The sequence below is a fragment of the Arthrobacter sp. MDB1-55 genome (assembly GCF_059092925.1).
On record NZ_JBNHID010000001.1, the window covers coordinates 671,606 to 688,179 of the forward strand.

Consider the following 16,574-nt stretch of genomic DNA (forward strand, 5'->3'; position numbering starts at 1 on the left):
AGGAGGCAGGGCTCATCGACGAAGCCGGCTGCCCAGCGACCTGCCCGCGGACCGTCCGAACCGGGTCAACGGACCGCGGAGCGCCGGCGCGGGGCTTTGCTGGCCGTAGAGCTCCCGCGCTTCGGACTCCTTGAGCACACTGAGCTCGTCAAGTCGCAGGGCAAGTGATCCGGCGCCTTCCGGGCTGTTGTTCGCATGACCGCCTCCCAGGCTCCACCGGCTCCCCAAATCAATGAGAGATTGGTGCTTTACGTCGTAATAGCCGGGCTTGACGGGTAGCGCGACGCCGTCCGCTCCTGCCGCTGCCGCCAGAAGATGAAAATGGAACCGCGTGGTGATCCATGTCTGCCGTCCGGACAGCGGTAGCCCTTGCTGCCAGATTTCCGCGAAGGACAGAAAGTTCTCAGCGGGAATGATTTCAGCGAGGCGATCGAACGCGACGCGGTCTGCTCCCGGAACCGCTTCCACGTAATGGATGGAACGTCCGGCAGCAACCATGGGCTCGAGGATGGCCCGCGCGGTGGCGATCGCGCTGTCCGCCAGGCCGGGATCGGCCGTGTCGCTCTGAATGCATACGAAAACGCCGTCGCGCTGGTTTCTCCCAAGTTCGCGCTTTATCCCAAGAAACGCATCGTCTGGAGTCTGAGCGAGCCCGTACGCGTCCGAACTCGCCGCATCCCGAGCGGTTGCATGCGCGAAATCGTCGAACAGGGTGCGATTGGCAGGTTCGTCAAAGAGACCCGGCATGAGCCCAAGACCGGTCCCGTATAGCGGGGCACCCGTCAGATTGTGTACGGCACGCATCCCGTAGATGAGGGCCGCGTGATGAGCCCACATGCCGTTGATGTAACCGCCGCCAATCAGATGGAGCGAGGCCGCCTCACGCAGCATCAGCAGACCCAGGTCGAAGGAAGGGGAACCGAGGTCGGTTACCAGCGACATCATCCGTTCCGTGAGTTCGGATGCCGGCAGATCCTGGTTCTCGGCCGCGCACCGCCACAGCGTATTCGTGATGTGCAGACGCGGATGAAGGCCGGCAAAGAGGATTTGCGCCGAACCGGGGTGCGGGCAATCGAGCCAGACATCGTCGTCGGGCCTTTCAGCTGCAAGGAATCGGAGCCAGGACGCCGTGATGAACTCGTCGCCGAAATTCGGGTGTCCCGACGGGCCGACAAGATAGAGGGGCTTGCGATTCATAGAAAGACCTTAGCGCAGCGCACGTACGCCGCTTGGTGTGCCGGCACGACGTCGCTGCTGGAAGAACCGCCGTCATCCGTAACCGCGGGAGCTTGCATGCGTTCGGCTAGGGCGGCCTTCGGAGGGAGGGGTGCCTGCTATGGGATACTTGCTGGGTGAGTCGCACCTGGATCGTCATTCCCCTCTACAACGAAGCCCCCGTAATTGGCGAGGTTGTCCGGGGACTGCTTCCGTACTTTCCCTATGTGGTTTGTGTCGACGACGGCAGCTCCGACACTTCGGCAGAGGCTGCCCGCGAGGCGGGGGCCGTCGTTGTTCAGCACCCGGTCAATCTGGGCCAGGGAGCCGCCCTGCAGACCGGGTTCGAGTACGCGCTCTCGGATCCGGAGATGACCAGCGTGGTCACTTTCGACGCGGACGGCCAGCACCGGGTCGAGGACGCGATGGCGATGGTCGCACGGCTCAACTCGGGCGAGGCGGAGGTTGTACTGGGTTCCAGGTTCCTGGATAACCGCACTAATATTGGGTGGTTGAAGCGCTTGGTCCTGCGGACCGCAGCATTTCAGACCCGCCTCACAACCGGGATGCCGCTGACTGACGCGCACAACGGGCTCCGGGCATTTTCACGCAGCGTCACGTCCAATATCCATCTGACGCAGAACCGGATGGCGCATGCGTCCGAGCTCGTGCAGTTGCTGGCCGTGCTGAAACCACGCTGGACCGAACATCCGGTCCAGATTATTTACACGGACTATTCGAAGTCCAAGGGACAGTCCCTCCTCAATTCGGTCAACATCATTGCTGACCTACTTTTTAGGTGATCTAACGTGCTATTCATCGTGCAAATCTTGCTGGTCCTTGCCGTCGCCATCGTCTCGCTGGTGTTGATCCGCGGCGGGTCAAATGCAAAGCACATGGCTGTTCGCAGGATCATGGTCCTGCTCTTCGCGCTGACCGCGGCACTCTCCATATTCTTCCCGTCATTGTTGACAGAGGCTGCTCACCTGCTCGGGATTGGTCGCGGCACCGACCTGGTCCTGTACGCCTTCATCGTCAGTTTCCTCGTCTACATGTCGACAACGCACCAACGCTTCCGGCATACGGAGGCGTCGATAACCAAGCTCGCGCGCCGTGTGGCGTTGGATGAAGCCGTTCGGCCATGGGAGAGCAAGAAGTCTTCCGACAGCCATATCGGACCGGCAGTCTAGGCCGCGTATCAATGGCTGCCTTCACAAGGATGGGGTGCGTGTGAAAGTCGCTGTCACCAAGGGGACGCTGCGCGTTCCCCCGACGTATTTCGCCCTGACTCATGCCGAGCTGATGGCCGGAGAGCACGAGTTCGAGATGTTTTGTCTGGTAGCAGACGTCCAGGCCGCAACACGAGTTCCGGTCCACGACTTCGTACCTCTGCGCCGGCTTGGGTTTCGCAAGCGAGAAGTCATCATGCCTGCGTTCATTCCCGCGATGGTGCACGCGGTCACCAAATTCCAGCCCCATCTCATCCACCAGCATTTCGGTACCTGGGCTCTGCCGGCCACACGGGCGGCAAAAAGCTCACGTATTCCGCTGGTGACCACTCTTCATGGTGCCGACGTTTTCGCCTTCGGACGTCAGGCTTCGACCGCGATGGCCAGGTGGCATCATCGCAATATCAGTGCGGCCAACGAGCAAAGCGGCAAGCTCCTTGCCGTAAGTAATTTCCTTGCCGGAGAGGCTGTCGCCGCCGGATTGGATCGGCAAAAGCTCGAGGTGCACTATCAGGGTATCGACACCGATTACTTCACGCCGGATGACGCGGTTGATCGGGCTCAGACAGACGAAGAGCCTGTCCTGCTCTTCGTCGGTGGGTTGAGCGAACGGAAGGGAGTCAGGGACCTCCTTCGCGCATCTTCGTCCGTGCAACTACAAGTACCGCACCGATTGGTGATTGCAGGAGATGGTGAGCTCGGCGAGCATATCCGGCAGACAACTGCATCTGATCCTCGGGTCGAGCTCGTCGGTTCCCAGGACCGCGCAGCAGTTCGGAAGCTGTTGCGGGACGCAAAGGCACTCGCTGTCCCCAGCCGGACGCACAACGGATGGCGCGAGGCCGCGGGACTTGTTGCCCTGGAAGCTGCCGCATGTGGAACCCCCGTCATCGCCAACAATTGCGGGGGCTTGAGTGAAATGATCGTCGACGGCACAACCGGCGTGCTGGTTGAAGAAGGCAACACCGAAGCGCTAGCGGATGCGATCAAGCAGATGCTGGGGCTTCCACCCGATGAGTACCGTGCAATGTCCGCAGCCGCACGGAGGTTCACGGTCGAAGAACGAAGCCTGCACAAGAGTTGCGCTGAGCTGGCTGATCACTACGACGACGTTTTGTGAGCGAATCGTGTGGCAAAGACCTTCAGCGTTGAGGCAAGTCCGTAGTACGCGTCGACGGATGGATTGCGACGACTTGTAATCCAGGCTGTTCGCACTGCCGACAGGTCAACTGCAATGAGCACGTCGGCCGCATCGAGGACTGACAGTGCGCTCTTGTTTTCTCGCACGGCCCGCCAGAAAACTCGGGACTGGTCCAGCGGTCCCAGGGAGTTCAGCAACCGACCAGCGGGATAACGCTGGAGCACCCGCTGGAGCTTCCCGGCTCCGATGCGCGCAAGCAGACGATCCACCAGCGGGGCCCGCTGGGGCGTGCCTACGACTACGCCTTCCGGAATGTCCCGGGAGGGCAGCCAGCTAACGAGACGCACGGCTACATCGCGCTGAGAAACTCTCTCAAGTTCTTCCTCGAGAGACGCTTCACCCAATCCGGAGCGAAGCAACTGGTCGGGATCCGTCGGGGATCCGATGATCGCGACAACCTTAAGCTGGGCGTTCACGAGCCGCTGTCCTTTCCGATGAGCGAGCGCAGGTGCTGAATGCGAGGGAGGAGTTGTTTCTCTCTGGAGAGGTGAGCCGCCCACTTTTGGTTTTTCGCGTAATCATCTTCTGTCATCGACGCCGCGCGATCCGCCGTTTGAAGGAATACTTCGCAAGCACTTTCGGCGCTAACCTCGCTAAGGGCAAACCAATCCTGCCGTCCCTCGAGAACAGTGGTTGCAGCGGTCTCCGGATGGTGCAGTGATGCTATGGGGAGTCCGGTCGCAGCGTACTCAAACACCTTTCCACTGGTTACATACTTGCTTCGTCCGAGAATGAGCAACAAGGCATCAAATGTCTTGTAAACGGCGGCCACCTCCGTTTTGCTGACAGGACCTTCATAAGTGACACCAACATCCCGATACTCGTCGAGAAGCGAGAGAACTTTGGGATCAGGCTCGGAATAGTGCCCAAGACGTCCCCTGATGATGAGACGGGACGCTCTGACAAGCTCCGATTTTTCGCGGGCGAGCCTCCAGCCGTTCAGCGACTCACGCAGCGGCATCGGACCGTAGATCGTACCGAGGTAGCCAAATACAAGACCGCTATCGAATGGGTCGACGGAGGCAGGCTTCATGCCACGGAACTGATCAGCAAACTCCTCCTCGAAAGCGTTCGCGACAACGTGGTAATTGGATGCACGCGGAGCATACTCGCGCTCGTGCCAGTCGCGAATAGGGGCGTTGACGAACCATGCCTCCGCAGCATGGGCCAAAAGGCGCCGCTCAGCCCGTGCGGAGCGCGAGCGCACTGATCCGAGACGCTTGTCCTGGTACACATCCAAATGCCAGGTGTCCCGATAGTCCATGACGTATGGGACTCCGGCCTTCTTGAAAAGGTGCCAACCGGGAATGAAGTCAACGTTAGGATTCGCCGTACCAATGACGAGGTCCACAGGATGGTTCCGGTGCACCTCGTCCGTCGCACTCAGCAGTGCGCTCTTCCACCCTCCGTATACCGGTTCAGGGAAGGAGATACGGTCCTTCTGCGCGCGTAGGTAAGTCCACAGGAGATTCGATGCCACTCGGCCGCGGGACCACTTGGACAGATCCGGCTCACCACGGATCCAACTGAACGGCACCCGTACTACGTTCACCCTTGGATCGACGTTCTTCTCAAGCTCTGTGTCGGTGCCGGTCTGATACTCGAAGACCTCGCGACTTGCAGTGAGAACGGTGACATCCCATCCATGGCGAACGAATGCGTTTGCGGTGGCGAGCGCGCGATACACGCCTGCACCTCGAGAAGGGGGATACCCCCACGCGACATAAAGCAGATGGGGTCTTTTCTCAGCGGACATCCAGTTATCTCCCTCGGCTAGGCCGCTAGCAACTCTACATCGGGGCAGAACCACGGCACCAAACACCTCTGCTAGGTTCGGACTATGTTCTCTGGCACCCATGAGCCCCGCGCACTTCACCTCTACGACTGCGCCGACGTCGGCGCGACACTCGTTGAGTATGGCCGGGCCGCAGGTCGGCCATGGCGGTACCTGCCCGCACGGGATACGGCTGCTGATGGGCCCAACGTTTTGGGATCGCTCCGAAGGGCTTCCGGGATAGCAGGCTGGACTGCCCGGCGCTGGCTTGACAGTGCCAATTCTGACCTGCTGCACATTCACTTCGGCACCAGGCTGGACGTTGTTACGAAGCGGCCGCGCCGGCCCTTCGTCGTCCATTACCACGGCACTGATATTCGGACCTTCTACTATGACCCTTCGCAGCGGGAGAAGATTCAGTGGGGCGCGGACAACGCAGCTGCTGTGCTGTATTCCACGCCCGATTTGAAGCCGCACGCTGAGGCAGCGCGTGGTGACGCAATCTATCTCCCGAACCCGGTCAATCTGGCTGAAGTGCCCACGTGGAAACCGACAAGTGAACCTGTCGTAGCGTTCTCATCCCGATGGGAAAGCTCGAAGGGCGGAGAGCGGCAACTCGAGTTGCTGTCAGCGGTCCGTCGGGCAATGGGTCCTGAAGTGCGTATTCAGGGCCTTGATTGGGGCGATCGTGCCGCTGAAGCACGAGCTCGAGGAGCTGAGCTCGTCCCGAAGATGCCCAAGGACAGGTACCTGGAATGGCTCTCCCGCGCGCACTGTGTTGTCGGGCAAACCTCCGGAATTCTGGCGATGAGCGAGTTGCAAGCGATGGCGATCGGGGTTCCGCTGGCGGCTCCGGTCGACAGCGGATTTTACCCACCACCCATTCCCGTACTTGGCGGGGATACGCCCGAGGAAATCGCAGACAAAGTGTCTAGTGCTGTTTGTGACCCGGTTGCAATGTCGGAGAAGCTCCAGGCCCGGCGGTGGATCGAAGCACATCATTCTCCAGATGTTGCTGTGGAGCGCCTCGCTGCTATCTACCGCGAGCTAGCTTAATCCTGCTAGAGCAGCCTGGCGCGCGAAATCGGGAACCTGCGCAACGACCTCATGGAAGGACCCTTGGGCCTCGACACGCCCGTCCTTCATGAAGAAAACGATATCGGCGGTCCTGATCGTTGAAAGTCGGTGCGCCACCGTAATTACGGTGACTTCTCCGTGGAGTTCGTTGATCGCGGTGGTGACTGCCGCTTCTGTTGAGGTATCAAGTGCGCTGGTGGCTTCATCCATAACAAGGACGTTGGGATTGTTGTATAAAGCGCGAGCTATTCCCAGTCGTTGTCTCTGACCCCCCGAAAGTGAGAGTCCGCGCTCGGCCACCATAGCGTCGATTCCGTCAGGGCGGCTTCTAATCGTTTCCAAGAGCTGAGCACGCCGTAGAGCCGTCTCGACCTTTGCCCTATCAACATTGGAAGGATTCCACGTGAGCGCTACGTTCTGACCGACGGTTGCATCAAAGAGGGATACCTCCTGTGGGACATATCCGATCCGCTTCCGCCAGTCATCCAACACGAACTCCATGCGTGTACCCCCCACTTCGAGGTAACCGCTGCTGGGCTCAAGTAGTCCGAGCAGCAAGTCCACGATTGTTGACTTGCCCGCGCCGGATGAGCCCACAAAAGCGACGTGAGCACCAGCAGGAATCGTTATCGTCACATCGTCGAGAGCCGGGGAGTCTGAATTGGGGTAGGTGAAACTGACGTCCCGCAATTGGATATCCAATTTGCCGGAGCTGAGTTTTTGCTGCGGACGATCTCGTTTCCGAGCCGCGAGGAGCTCCTCTCCTGCACGAATGTCGCGCATGACGTTGTTGGCAAAAGAAGCGCTCGAATTCGCTTGTGATTGCACGGCCTGGAGTCGGGTCAGCGACGGCACGAGTCTGAAACCCGCCACGGCGAACAGCCCGACAGCGCTGACGGCACCTTCGGGGCCGCCAATCGCAAGTCCTACACCCCCAACGAGCGCGAAGCCGACGATAAGCGCTGTCTCGAGGACGTATCGCGGTACCTGACTAAGGAAGATCGACTGCGCACGAGCCTTCGAACTCCTGGTCCGCGTCTCGTTTACCCGTTCCTGCACATCGGGAGCGCGCCCAGCTAAAGTCAGTTCCTTAAGGGTGTTCATAGCTTCGGTGAGCATCATGACGGTCTTGCTTGACCAGAGTCGGTTGTCTCTGCCCGCTTGCACCGCCCGTGGCGAGATGATCCTTGCCAAAACAAGGGCGACGAGCCCGAGGTAGACAAGCGTAACAACCGCGATCACCGGTTCCGCCACGAAAAGGACGACGATGACCGCGATGAGCGTTCCGAACTCGCCGAAGAGAGTCATCGCGGGAATCAGCACGCCAGAGACGGTGATGCCAACGCCTACATCGACCATGCGAACGAGTTCACTCGAGTTCTTTTTCAGACGTTCGGACCAGGGAGAGGACAGGTAGGAAGCGAACAGCTGGTTTCCGATGGAAACTTCATGTTGCGCGAACCTTGCGGTGGCCAACCGTAGGAGAACAACCGCAAGAACACCTTTGAGAATGATGAGTACGCATACCGCGACCAGTATTGGGAGGACGAAGTTGGATACGTCACCCAGCACGGGGAGGACCACAGCACTGCCGCTGACAAGTGAAGGAAGCAGGAGCGCGATCGTGCCAAGAGCGACCATGTCTAGGACGGCCAGGCACGCACTTGCGAGCCCGTACCCCAGCAGAAAGCGTCTGCTTCCCGCTGGGAGTGTTGCAAGAAGCGGCCGAAGAATCTTGAATAAATTTTTCATTCCTGCTTCAGAATACTCGACCCATGCTTGCAGGTACGGTGCGCGAACTTGTGAACGCTAGGCTGGTTGCCATGAAACCCCGTCTGCTGATCCTTTGTTTTTCACCACTGAGACGAGATCCGCGTGTTCTCCGCCAGCTTGCGCTGTTGAGTGATTCATACGAGATTTCAACGTGTGGCTTTGGGCCCGCGCCCGATGGCGTTCAGGAGCACTATGAGATCGCTGAAGATGCCATCGGATGGTGGCCATCTGAGGTGCGCATGGCGGGTGCCTTGCTGCTGGGACGACGATTCGAAGCTTTCTACCGGAATGAGCCCAGGGTTCGTGCCGCCTTGAATCTTGTACCGAAGGGGACCTTCGATGTCATCATCGCGAACGATCTCAATACGGTTCCTCTTGCCGCACTGCTCGAACCAGTTAAAGGCTTCCATGCTGACCTGCACGAGTGGGAACCTAGACTGCCGGGACGTGGATTCAACTGGACACTGATGGGATTGCCCTACCTCCGATGGCAGTTGCGGCAAGTGCATGGCGCCAAATCGGTCTCCACGGTATGCCAGGGCATAGCAGACCGCTATCGCAGTGACTATGGCATTGAGGCAAGCGTCGTTATGAACGCGTCCGAGTACGCTGATCTGCAACCGTCTGCGGTCCGCACTCCGCTCCGCCTCGTTCACAGCGGCGGGGCAAATCCCGCTAGGCGAATTGATTTGATGATTGATGCGATGCGGGGACTTGAGAACGCGACCCTGGACCTCATGCTCATGCCTACCGGCGAGGGAACTGTCGAGTCATTGAAGGCTCACGCCGAAGGAATAGAGAATGTTCGTTTCCGTGACCCTGTCCCCTTCAAGGATCTGGTCTCCACCTTGAGCGAGTACGATGCAGGGATATTTCTCCTCCCGCCGACGAACTTCAACTACGAAATGGCGCTTCCCAATAAATTGTTCGAGTATGTTCAAGCGCGCCTTGCCGTAGTGATCGGCCCGTCTCCAGAGATGGCAAGGGTCGTTCGTGAACATGATCTGGGAGTGGTCTCCGACGACTTCACCTCCGAGTCCCTCCGGGCGGCAATCCGATCGCTCTCCGCTGCTGACGTCAATAGGTTCAAAGCGAACAGCCACGCCGCTGCCCATTCCTTATCTGCTGACCAGGCTATTAGGCCTTGGGCCGACGCAGTGAATTCGATCCTCAATCTTGAAGGACAACGCGTCTAGCAGGGCCGCTGCTGGCAACGACAGACACTTCAAAGGCCGTCTTGGCGGGCATCCCCACGAACCTGTCGTTCAGCGTTACATTAGGCTCCATGACCAGCGAGGGAACCGATCCCAAGGTAGTTCACTTCTTCGATTGCGCCGACGTCGGAAAGACATTGGTGAAGTACGGTCGGGAGGCAGGACACCGTTGGCGGTACCGGCCATGGCTTCCTGAAAGCATGCGTCCGCTGGACCGAAAGCCGACGTTCCCCGTCCTGACGAGGGCTCAATGGAGTGTACGGAGAACCCTTGAAGCGGTTCAGTGCGACGTCATGCATATACATTTCGGGACCCGTACCGGCGCGGCCAACAGTCGCCCGTATATCCCGTTTGTTATGCACTGGCATGGAACGGATATCAGGAAGTTCTCCTATCAAGCGGCAAGCAAACCGGCAATTGAGTGGGGGGCGAGAAGGGCGGCGCACGTGGTTTATGCCACGCCTGACCTGCGTCCACACGCCCATCGGCTTCGCCCTGATGCGACATATCTGCCCATTCCGGTTGACTTCATGGAGCTCCCGATGTGGCGTCCGGAGGGCGGGCCCAAGGTGATTTTCTCGTCGCGGTGGGATGAGTCGAAGGGCGGCAGCGCCCAACTTGAGCTCCTGCGTGATTTGAGGGCGCAACTTGGTAAGGATGTCGTGTTTGAAGGCTTGGACTGGGGCGGCCGCGCCGAGGAAGCCAGGGCCTTGGGAGTTCGGTTGGTCCCACGTATGCCCAAAGCTCAGTTCCTCGAATGGCTCTCCCGGGCCCACTGTGTCGTCGGACAAACGTCAGGAATTCTTGCGACAAGCGAACTTGAGGCCGTAGCGATGGGTGCCCCGACCGTGATCGAGGTAGGGAACGACTACTATCCTGATAGTCCTTTCCCGACAAATGTCGGCCGGGACGGGCTTGTAGCGCGGGTTAGCGAAGTACTGGAAGACCCCCTTGCGGCTGCCCAAGCTTCAAATGCTGCTGCCTGGGTTCGTCAGCACCACGGTCCCGAGTCGCTGATACCCCAGTTGGCAGCGATCTACAGGTCCGCTGCCGGCCGTTGATTCGCCTGTTCTCGCCGGATCAATTGAACGGTGTGCCGGCGATGGTGTAGGCGCTCCATCCTGAGCCGACGGTAGCGGCCTCGCCGAAGCCGTTGGTGGTGAAGGGGTAGTAGGTAAGGTACCCGGCCGTGTTGCGACCTATGATGCCGCGGCTGGTTGTCCCGTTGAAACCGTCCACCGCATTGACGGCGTCGACTCCGCCCCAACCCCTTCCGACAGCGGTACGCGACCCCGACAGAATTGTTCCCGTTCCGCTGCCGGTGTAGCGCAGCAGGTTGTTGTTGGAATCGCGGGATAGCAGGTCCATGCGTCCGTCGAGGTTGTGGTCCGCCATGACAATAGGCATGCCGACGAAGCCGGACCCGATCTTCACGCCGCTGCCGAGTCGGTGCGTCGAGGTGTGGGGCCAGTAGTAGAGGGCTCCGTCGGAGCGTGCACCGACGATCGTGGTCCCTTGTCCCTTGACCCAGGGCCCGACTGCGAGACTGAAGTTCTGCCAGCCGGAGGAGCCGATCTGGACCGAAGGGCTGAACCCGCCGCTCGGCTTGCCCGGGTAGTAGCTAAGGCTTCCGTTGTTCCACTGGGTGAGGAGGTCGATCGTGCCATCGGCGTTCCAGTCCACCGGGTTGATGGACTTGATGCCGGTCCATCCGGTTCCTATCTGGAATCGGGCGCCGAAGCCGCCCTTCCCGTTGGCCGGGTAGTTCCACAAGCGACCACCTGGATCAGTCGCCACCATATCGGCCAGGGACCGTACCGACGGCAGTGCGGGCTCAGGGGCCGGCGCGGGATCAGGCTCCGGCTCCGGCTCGGGAGTGGGTACTGGCTCTGGGGCAGGCGTTGGAGCTGGCGCCGGATCAAGAGTGGCCTTCGTGAAATCCGTTCCCGCAATGGTGAAGGTGCTCCATCCCGAGCCCACACTGGTGGCGCGACCGAATCCGCTGGTGGTGAAGGGGTAGTACGTCAGAGCACCGGTGGTGTTGCGTCCGATCATCCCGCGGCTGGTAGCGCCGTCGAAGCCGTCGACAACGTTGACCGCGTTGACTGAGCCCCAGCCGCTTCCGACGGTGGTGCGTGAGCCGGAGACGAGGGCTCCGGTTCCGCTGCCGGTGTAGCGCAACAGGTTGTCATTGGCGTCTCGGGCGAGGAGGTCCATCTGCCCGTCACGGTTTTGGTCGGCCATGACGATGGGCATGTCCACGAGCCCGGATGCGATTCTGACGGCCGTCCCCAGCCCGTGGGCCGAGGTGCGCGGCCAGTAGTAGAGCTCGCCATCGGATCGTGCACCGACGACCGTGACCGCTTGCCCCTTCACCCACGGTCCAACAGCCAGGCTGAAGTCCTGCCAGCCGGACGAGCCGATCTGAACCGAGGGGCTGAATCCACCGGACGGACTGCCGGGGTAATAGCTCAGGGTTCCGTTCTTCCACTGAGTGAGGAGGTCGATGGTTCCGTCAGAGTTCCAGTCCACCGGGTTGATTGACTTGATGCCGGTCCAGCCCGAACCGATTTGGAAGCGGGTACCGAAGCTACCCGTGCCGTTGGCCGGGTAGTTCCACAATCGACCGGAGGAGTCGATCGCCACCATATCCGCCAATGAACGCACAGACGGCAGCTGCGGAGCAGGAGTCGGCGTCTCGCCGCCGCGAGCGAAGTTCTGCAAGTCCGTGAGGGTGCCGTTCCAGTGGTTCCAGTCACCGACCACGGGGCCATCATCGGTGTACTGCCACACGCTGTAGTAACCCCAGCCTGCCGGGATCGCTGGACGGGTTGTCTGGTAGTGCGCAACGTGCAAAGCATGGTCGGACAACGCAGTGGAGTTGTTGGTGCAGTAGTTCCACCAGCCAGCGGTTGTGTAGATCATGGGCTTCCGGCCAGTGAGAACAACCATCCGATTCGAGAAGTCGCGTACCCAACTCACAAGTTGCGAGGCCGACATCCCGTAACACGTGTCGCCCTTACCCGAGGGCAACGTCTTCGCATCGTAGGGGTTGTACTCGAAATCCAGCAGGGGCGGAAGCGTTCGTCCGTCGGCGGACCAGCCTCCGCCGCGGGCTACAAAGTAGTCTGCTTGCGCAGCGCCTGAGCTGTTACTAGGGATGGCGAAGTGGTAGGCACCCCGTATGAAGCCTTGTGAGTACGACTGCGAATACTGGTTCGCGAAGGTGTTGCTCTCGTGATAGTTGCCTTCAGTGGCCTTTACGTAGGCGAAGCGGGCACCGTTTGCCCATACAGAAGCCCAGTCGACCGTCCCCTGCCAGTTCGAGACATCAACACCCAAGACGCCGCCCGAAGGACGCCAGGTGGTTGCCTGCGGAGTTACCAGAGTCCCATCGCTTGCGGCTGCCCCGTGCTCGAGTGGGGATGGGATCGCTTTCCCATCCAGCTCACGAGTTGGCGGAACCGGTGAATCGCCGCCCTCCGCCATCCTCGACAGGCCTTGTCCCATGCGCGCGCTGCCTAATTCAGAAGCATCGCCCACACTGCTTGCGTCAACTTTGCTCTCCTCCGCGTTCTGGCCTGCCGAATCCGACGGCGAGGGCGTGCCTTCCGCTGGAGGAGCGGTTGACTCGGTGGTAGCAGTTGCTATTGCAGTAGGAGCAGCTGGAACAGCCGGAACTGTATCTGCCGTCTCCATTCCTGCTGCCGGCGTCATACCGATGAGAAGACTAAGCGTGACCAGCGATGAGAGAGCGAGGGATTTGGACGCGCGGGAAACTATCACGAGGGATCTCCAGATGGTGCAAGCCCCGGATTGCACCGGGCATTTTCCCCACAAAGGGTACCTGCGTGTTACATGAGTGACTAGAGGGACAGATGCGATGGCCCGCGGAAGGTTTTCCACAGGCCTTCATCAGGCTAGGTAAGTGGATTCAGTGTGTCCTACGCTTTGAGGCAGGAAACAACTTCGAACGTGTATTACCAGTCTGACAGTCTCCGGCATGCGTCTCCCGTCTGCATGCCGAATCCTTGGGGAAAACTATGGATGCAGTGCGCATTGTTGAGGATGAGGTAAGAGAGCTCATTCGTCGCCGTGGGCTGGACCCGACGATGCAAAGCTCGGAAGTGCGGCGTCTGGTCGAAGCCGCAGTCCAGGACTATGACGAGCGGTCCCTTGTCGGCTCGCTTCCCCCGCTGGGGCATATCGAACAGGCAAGCCGGCATGTCTTCGACGCCGTTGCAGGGTACGGTGCACTGCAGCCGCTGCTCGATGATCCCACTGTCGAAGAAATCTGGATCAACGCCCCATCGGAAATATTTGTCGCACGGGCGGGCGAATCAGAACTCACCTCCCTTACGCTCACCCAGCAGCAGGTCCGCGATCTCGTGGAGAAGATGCTGAAATCATCCGGTCGTCGGCTGGACCTTTCGTCCCCGTTCGTCGACGCTTCGTTGCCCGATGGCTCGAGGTTGCACGTGGTCATCCCTGACGTCACCCGCCGCCATTGGGCAGTCAACATCAGGAAGTTCATTTCCCGGGCCACTCGTCTGGAGCATCTCGTCGAGCTGGGGTCTCTGTCGCCGCACGCGGCTAGATTCTTGAGCGCCGCGGTAGCAAGCGGCCTGAATATCCTGGTATCCGGAGCGACCCAGGCGGGGAAGACGACGATGCTCAATTGTCTTGGAGCCAGCATCGGGCCGCGAGAACGGGTTGTGACCGTTGAAGAGATTTTCGAACTCCAGTTTCCGCTGCGTGACGTCGTCGGCCTGCAGTGCAGACAGCCCAACCTTGAGGGGCAAGGGGAAATTCCGCTGCGTCGTCTTGTGAAGGAAGCGCTCCGCATGCGTCCGGACCGTCTTATCGTGGGTGAGGTCCGAGAGGCTGAAAGCCTGGACATGCTGATCGCCTTGAATTCAGGTCTCCCAGGGATGTGTAGCGTCCACGCCAACAGTGCGCACGACGCAATAACCAAGATCTGCACGCTGCCCTTGCTGGCGGGGGACAACATCTCAAGTGCGTTCGTGGTGCCTACCGTCGCCTCCTGCATTGACCTGGTCGTACATTGCGTTCGAGAGCGGACCGGTCAACGCCGGGTGGTTGAGATAGTTGCGCTCGGCCGCAGGGTCGAAAATGGCGTGATTGAAACGTCGACGGTATTTCGGCGAGTCGACGGTGAATTGCGAATGACGGCTTCGAACATGCCGGCCGAAGAGAAGTTCGCTGCTGCGGGCTACAGTGTTGCCTCCATTCTGAGCCCATCGTGACCGTCGCTGTGGGGGCGGCGTTGGGCGCGGGCCTATTCATGATCTGGTGGTCGACATGGACGGAGCCGCCCCGTCCAGCCAGAATCAAACACCGCGCCGGCAAGGTCGACGAGCTACTGCTACGTGCCGGAGTAGAGCGGGTATCCGCGATGGGTTTGTTGACGGCAAGCGCCGCCGCAGGGCTGTTCGTGTTTCTCATCGCTTTCGTCTTTACAGCAACGCCCGCCATTGCTGCCTGTTTCGCGCTCTTCGGCGCGCTTGCACCCTTCATGCTGGTGCACTGGCGCGCGCGAAAACGGACGGCGTCACTCCGGGAGCTATGGCCGGACGTCGTGGATCACCTGCGCTCGGCCATCCGGGCTGGCCTCTCACTGCCCGAAGCGTTGATGCAACTGGGCGTAAAAGGCCCTGAAGAACTCCGCCCCGCCTTCGGCGACTTTGCACGCGACTACCGGGCAGGCGGACAATTCGACCATTCATTGGACCGTCTTAAGGACCGGTTGGCGGATCCTGTGGCGGACAGGATCGTCGAAGCACTGAGACTAACCCGCGAAGTTGGTGGGACCGATTTGGGGCGGCTTTTGGGCACACTGGCCGAATTCCTGCGCGATAGCGCGCGGACCCGTAGCGAACTTGAGGCCCGCCAGTCGTGGACAGTCAACGCAGCCCGACTCGCGGTAGCCGCACCTTGGATCGTACTCGCCCTGCTGTCGACGAGACCGGAGGCAGTGGCCGCTTACAACACCACGGGCGGGGCTGCTGTACTCATTGGAGGCTTGCTCGTATCAGCCTTCTGTTACTGGGTGATGCTGCGGATCGGTGCGCTGCCCGAGGACGAGAGGGTGCTTCGCTGATGGAACTTGCTCTGGCGGCCTTGGCGGGGGCGACACTCGGCTCTGGGCTCTGGCTCACGTTCGTGCGGCTACCGGTGATGCGTCAACCCCGCTTCGTCGAGCGAATTGCACCCCAGCTTAAGTCCGTCGATGTGCAATCCCGCCTGCTGAAGACTCAGGCAGTGACTCCCTTCGGCCCGTTGGAACGGATCATCCGCCCGGTCGCGCGCGACGCCGTCACCTGGCTGAACAAGTTCAGTCCAGCGTCATCTGTACTCGCCCGCAGACTCGAACAGGCCGGGCGGACGCAGTCCGTCCTCGACTTCCGCGCGGAACAGGTCATCTGGGGGAGTGTCGGGCTCGCCGCGTCAACGACCGTCATCCTTACCCTCGCTGCCTCCGGCAGCTTCAACCCGATGCTGGCGGTGCTCATCGTGTTCGGAAGTGCGGCCGGTGGGTACCTGCTCCGGGACTACCTACTGGGCGCGGAGATAAGAAAACGGGAGAGCCGCATCCTTGCGGAGTTCCCCAGTCTCGCCGAGCTTATGGCTCTTGCCGTCAGCGCGGGGGAGAGTGCCACGGGTGCGTTGGAACGGATCTGCCGCACGGGTCATGGCGAGCTCGCGAGAGAGTTCGGCCGTGTCCTCTCAGAGACCCGAGCGGGAACACCACTACTGCAGGCGCTCCAGAACTTCTCCAACCGCACACAACTGGCGCCGCTCGTGCGCTTCGTGGATGGTGTCAGCGTCGCTGTAGACCGCGGAACGCCGCTGGCTGACGTGCTGCGCGCTCAGGCGCAGGATGTTCGGGACCTGTCCAAACGGGAGTTGATGGAGTCCGCTGGTCGCAAGGAGATCGCCATGATGGTCCCGCTGGTATTCGGGGTCCTGCCGCTCACCGTTCTTTTTGCCGTGTACCCCGGCATAGCCCTGATCAACCTGGGACTCTGACCACCGGGCAACTCCGCCTAGACCTCAAACGAACACCACGG

At 60.5% G+C, this 16,574-nt stretch carries 14 protein-coding genes; 9 read left to right on the forward strand and 5 right to left on the reverse strand.

All coding sequences use genetic code 11. The annotated features are described in order from the left end of the window. Positions 1–12: 12 nt before the first annotated feature. Positions 13–1,197, reverse strand: coding sequence for a polysaccharide pyruvyl transferase family protein (locus AC5RU3_RS03230; RefSeq protein ID WP_309071284.1), 1,185 nt, complete (start codon positions 1,195–1,197; stop codon positions 13–15). Positions 1,198–1,352: 155 nt separating this feature from the next. On the opposite strand from AC5RU3_RS03230, the gene AC5RU3_RS03235 reads away from it, so the two are divergent. From AC5RU3_RS03235 to AC5RU3_RS03245, 3 genes are read left to right on the forward strand one after another with little or no spacing between them, the layout of a single operon-like run. Further along, positions 1,353–2,018 carry a glycosyltransferase family 2 protein gene (locus tag AC5RU3_RS03235; RefSeq protein WP_309071283.1) on the forward strand — a complete coding sequence of 222 codons (666 nt, stop codon included), beginning with the start codon at positions 1,353–1,355 and terminating at the stop codon, positions 2,016–2,018. Positions 2,019–2,036: 18 nt separating this feature from the next. Then, complete coding sequence (locus AC5RU3_RS03240; RefSeq protein WP_309071282.1) at positions 2,037–2,405, forward strand: DUF2304 domain-containing protein; 369 nt, start codon at positions 2,037–2,039, stop codon at positions 2,403–2,405. A gap of 34 nt (positions 2,406–2,439) precedes the next feature. After that, positions 2,440–3,564: a glycosyltransferase family 4 protein gene (locus AC5RU3_RS03245; RefSeq protein WP_493964855.1), complete on the forward strand. Its 1,125-nt coding sequence runs from the start codon at positions 2,440–2,442 to the stop codon at positions 3,562–3,564. Here AC5RU3_RS03245 and AC5RU3_RS03250 read toward each other — a convergent pair. Beyond that, the gene (locus AC5RU3_RS03250) at positions 3,546–4,061 is read right to left on the reverse strand and encodes a hypothetical protein (RefSeq protein WP_493964856.1); all 516 of its coding nucleotides are present in this window, start codon (positions 4,059–4,061) and stop codon (positions 3,546–3,548) included. The two genes, AC5RU3_RS03245 and AC5RU3_RS03250, sit on opposite strands and share 19 nt — an antisense overlap. Beyond that, on the reverse strand, positions 4,058–5,401 hold the full coding sequence (locus tag AC5RU3_RS03255; RefSeq protein WP_493964857.1) for a glycosyltransferase: 1,344 nt from the start codon (positions 5,399–5,401) through the stop codon (positions 4,058–4,060). Before AC5RU3_RS03255 ends, AC5RU3_RS03250 begins: the two co-directional genes overlap by 4 nt. An 84-nt stretch (positions 5,402–5,485) precedes the next feature. Between AC5RU3_RS03255 and AC5RU3_RS03260 the strand changes: the two genes are divergently transcribed. Continuing rightward, entirely contained in the window at positions 5,486–6,475 is a 990-nt protein-coding gene (locus AC5RU3_RS03260) for a glycosyltransferase family protein (RefSeq protein WP_309071278.1), read from the forward strand. Here the strand turns inward: AC5RU3_RS03260 and AC5RU3_RS03265 are convergent. Beyond that, positions 6,467–8,248, reverse strand: a complete 1,782-nt coding sequence (locus AC5RU3_RS03265; RefSeq protein WP_493964858.1) for an ABC transporter ATP-binding protein — start codon at positions 8,246–8,248, stop codon at positions 6,467–6,469. The genes AC5RU3_RS03260 and AC5RU3_RS03265 overlap by 9 nt on opposite strands. Positions 8,249–8,271: 23 nt before the next feature. Between AC5RU3_RS03265 and AC5RU3_RS03270 the strand changes: the two genes are divergently transcribed. Next, a complete protein-coding gene (locus AC5RU3_RS03270) occupies positions 8,272–9,465 on the forward strand; it encodes a glycosyltransferase (RefSeq protein ID WP_493964859.1) in 1,194 nt (397 codons plus the stop codon). 548 nt (positions 9,466–10,013) lie between these two features. After that, on the forward strand, positions 10,014–10,544 hold the full coding sequence (locus AC5RU3_RS03275; RefSeq protein WP_309071275.1) for a glycosyltransferase family protein: 531 nt from the start codon (positions 10,014–10,016) through the stop codon (positions 10,542–10,544). Between the two features lie 19 nt (positions 10,545–10,563). Here the strand turns inward: AC5RU3_RS03275 and AC5RU3_RS03280 are convergent, their stop codons facing one another. Further along, the gene (locus AC5RU3_RS03280) at positions 10,564–12,993 is read right to left on the reverse strand and encodes a GH25 family lysozyme (protein WP_493964860.1); all 2,430 of its coding nucleotides are present in this window, start codon (positions 12,991–12,993) and stop codon (positions 10,564–10,566) included. 533 nt (positions 12,994–13,526) lie between these two features. Here AC5RU3_RS03280 and AC5RU3_RS03285 point away from each other — a divergent pair. Genes AC5RU3_RS03285 through AC5RU3_RS03295 form a run of 3 tightly spaced genes read left to right on the forward strand, consistent with a single transcriptional unit; the run spans position 13,527 to position 16,533 of the window. After that, positions 13,527–14,750 carry a TadA family conjugal transfer-associated ATPase gene (locus AC5RU3_RS03285; RefSeq protein ID WP_493964861.1) on the forward strand — a complete coding sequence of 408 codons (1,224 nt, stop codon included), beginning with the start codon at positions 13,527–13,529 and terminating at the stop codon, positions 14,748–14,750. Beyond that, positions 14,747–15,604 carry a type II secretion system F family protein gene (locus tag AC5RU3_RS03290; protein WP_309072741.1) on the forward strand — a complete coding sequence of 286 codons (858 nt, stop codon included), beginning with the start codon at positions 14,747–14,749 and terminating at the stop codon, positions 15,602–15,604. The genes AC5RU3_RS03285 and AC5RU3_RS03290 overlap by 4 nt, the downstream gene beginning before the upstream one ends. Then, positions 15,604–16,533 (forward strand): type II secretion system F family protein, encoded by a 930-nt coding sequence (locus AC5RU3_RS03295; RefSeq protein ID WP_309072740.1) that lies wholly within the window; start codon positions 15,604–15,606, stop codon positions 16,531–16,533. The genes AC5RU3_RS03290 and AC5RU3_RS03295 overlap by 1 nt, the downstream gene beginning before the upstream one ends. The last annotated feature ends 41 nt before the right edge of the window (positions 16,534–16,574 follow it).

Excerpts from the sequence above, each read along its gene's own strand:
- AC5RU3_RS03230 (WP_309071284.1), bottom strand. The coding sequence starts at position 1,197 with ATGAATCGCAAGCCCCTCTATCTTGTCGGCCCGTCGGGACACCCGAAT.
- AC5RU3_RS03285 (WP_493964861.1), top strand. The coding sequence starts at position 13,527 with ATGGATGCAGTGCGCATTGTTGAGGATGAGGTAAGAGAGCTCATTCGT.
- AC5RU3_RS03260 (WP_309071278.1), top strand. The coding sequence starts at position 5,486 with ATGTTCTCTGGCACCCATGAGCCCCGCGCACTTCACCTCTACGACTGC.
- AC5RU3_RS03295 (WP_309072740.1), top strand. The coding sequence starts at position 15,604 with ATGGAACTTGCTCTGGCGGCCTTGGCGGGGGCGACACTCGGCTCTGGG.
- AC5RU3_RS03280 (WP_493964860.1), bottom strand. The coding sequence starts at position 12,993 with ATGGGACAAGGCCTGTCGAGGATGGCGGAGGGCGGCGATTCACCGGTT.
- AC5RU3_RS03270 (WP_493964859.1), top strand. The coding sequence starts at position 8,272 with ATGCTTGCAGGTACGGTGCGCGAACTTGTGAACGCTAGGCTGGTTGCC.
- AC5RU3_RS03275 (WP_309071275.1), top strand. The coding sequence starts at position 10,014 with ATGGAGCTCCCGATGTGGCGTCCGGAGGGCGGGCCCAAGGTGATTTTC.
- AC5RU3_RS03265 (WP_493964858.1), bottom strand. The coding sequence starts at position 8,248 with ATGAAAAATTTATTCAAGATTCTTCGGCCGCTTCTTGCAACACTCCCA.
- AC5RU3_RS03255 (WP_493964857.1), bottom strand. The coding sequence starts at position 5,401 with ATGTCCGCTGAGAAAAGACCCCATCTGCTTTATGTCGCGTGGGGGTAT.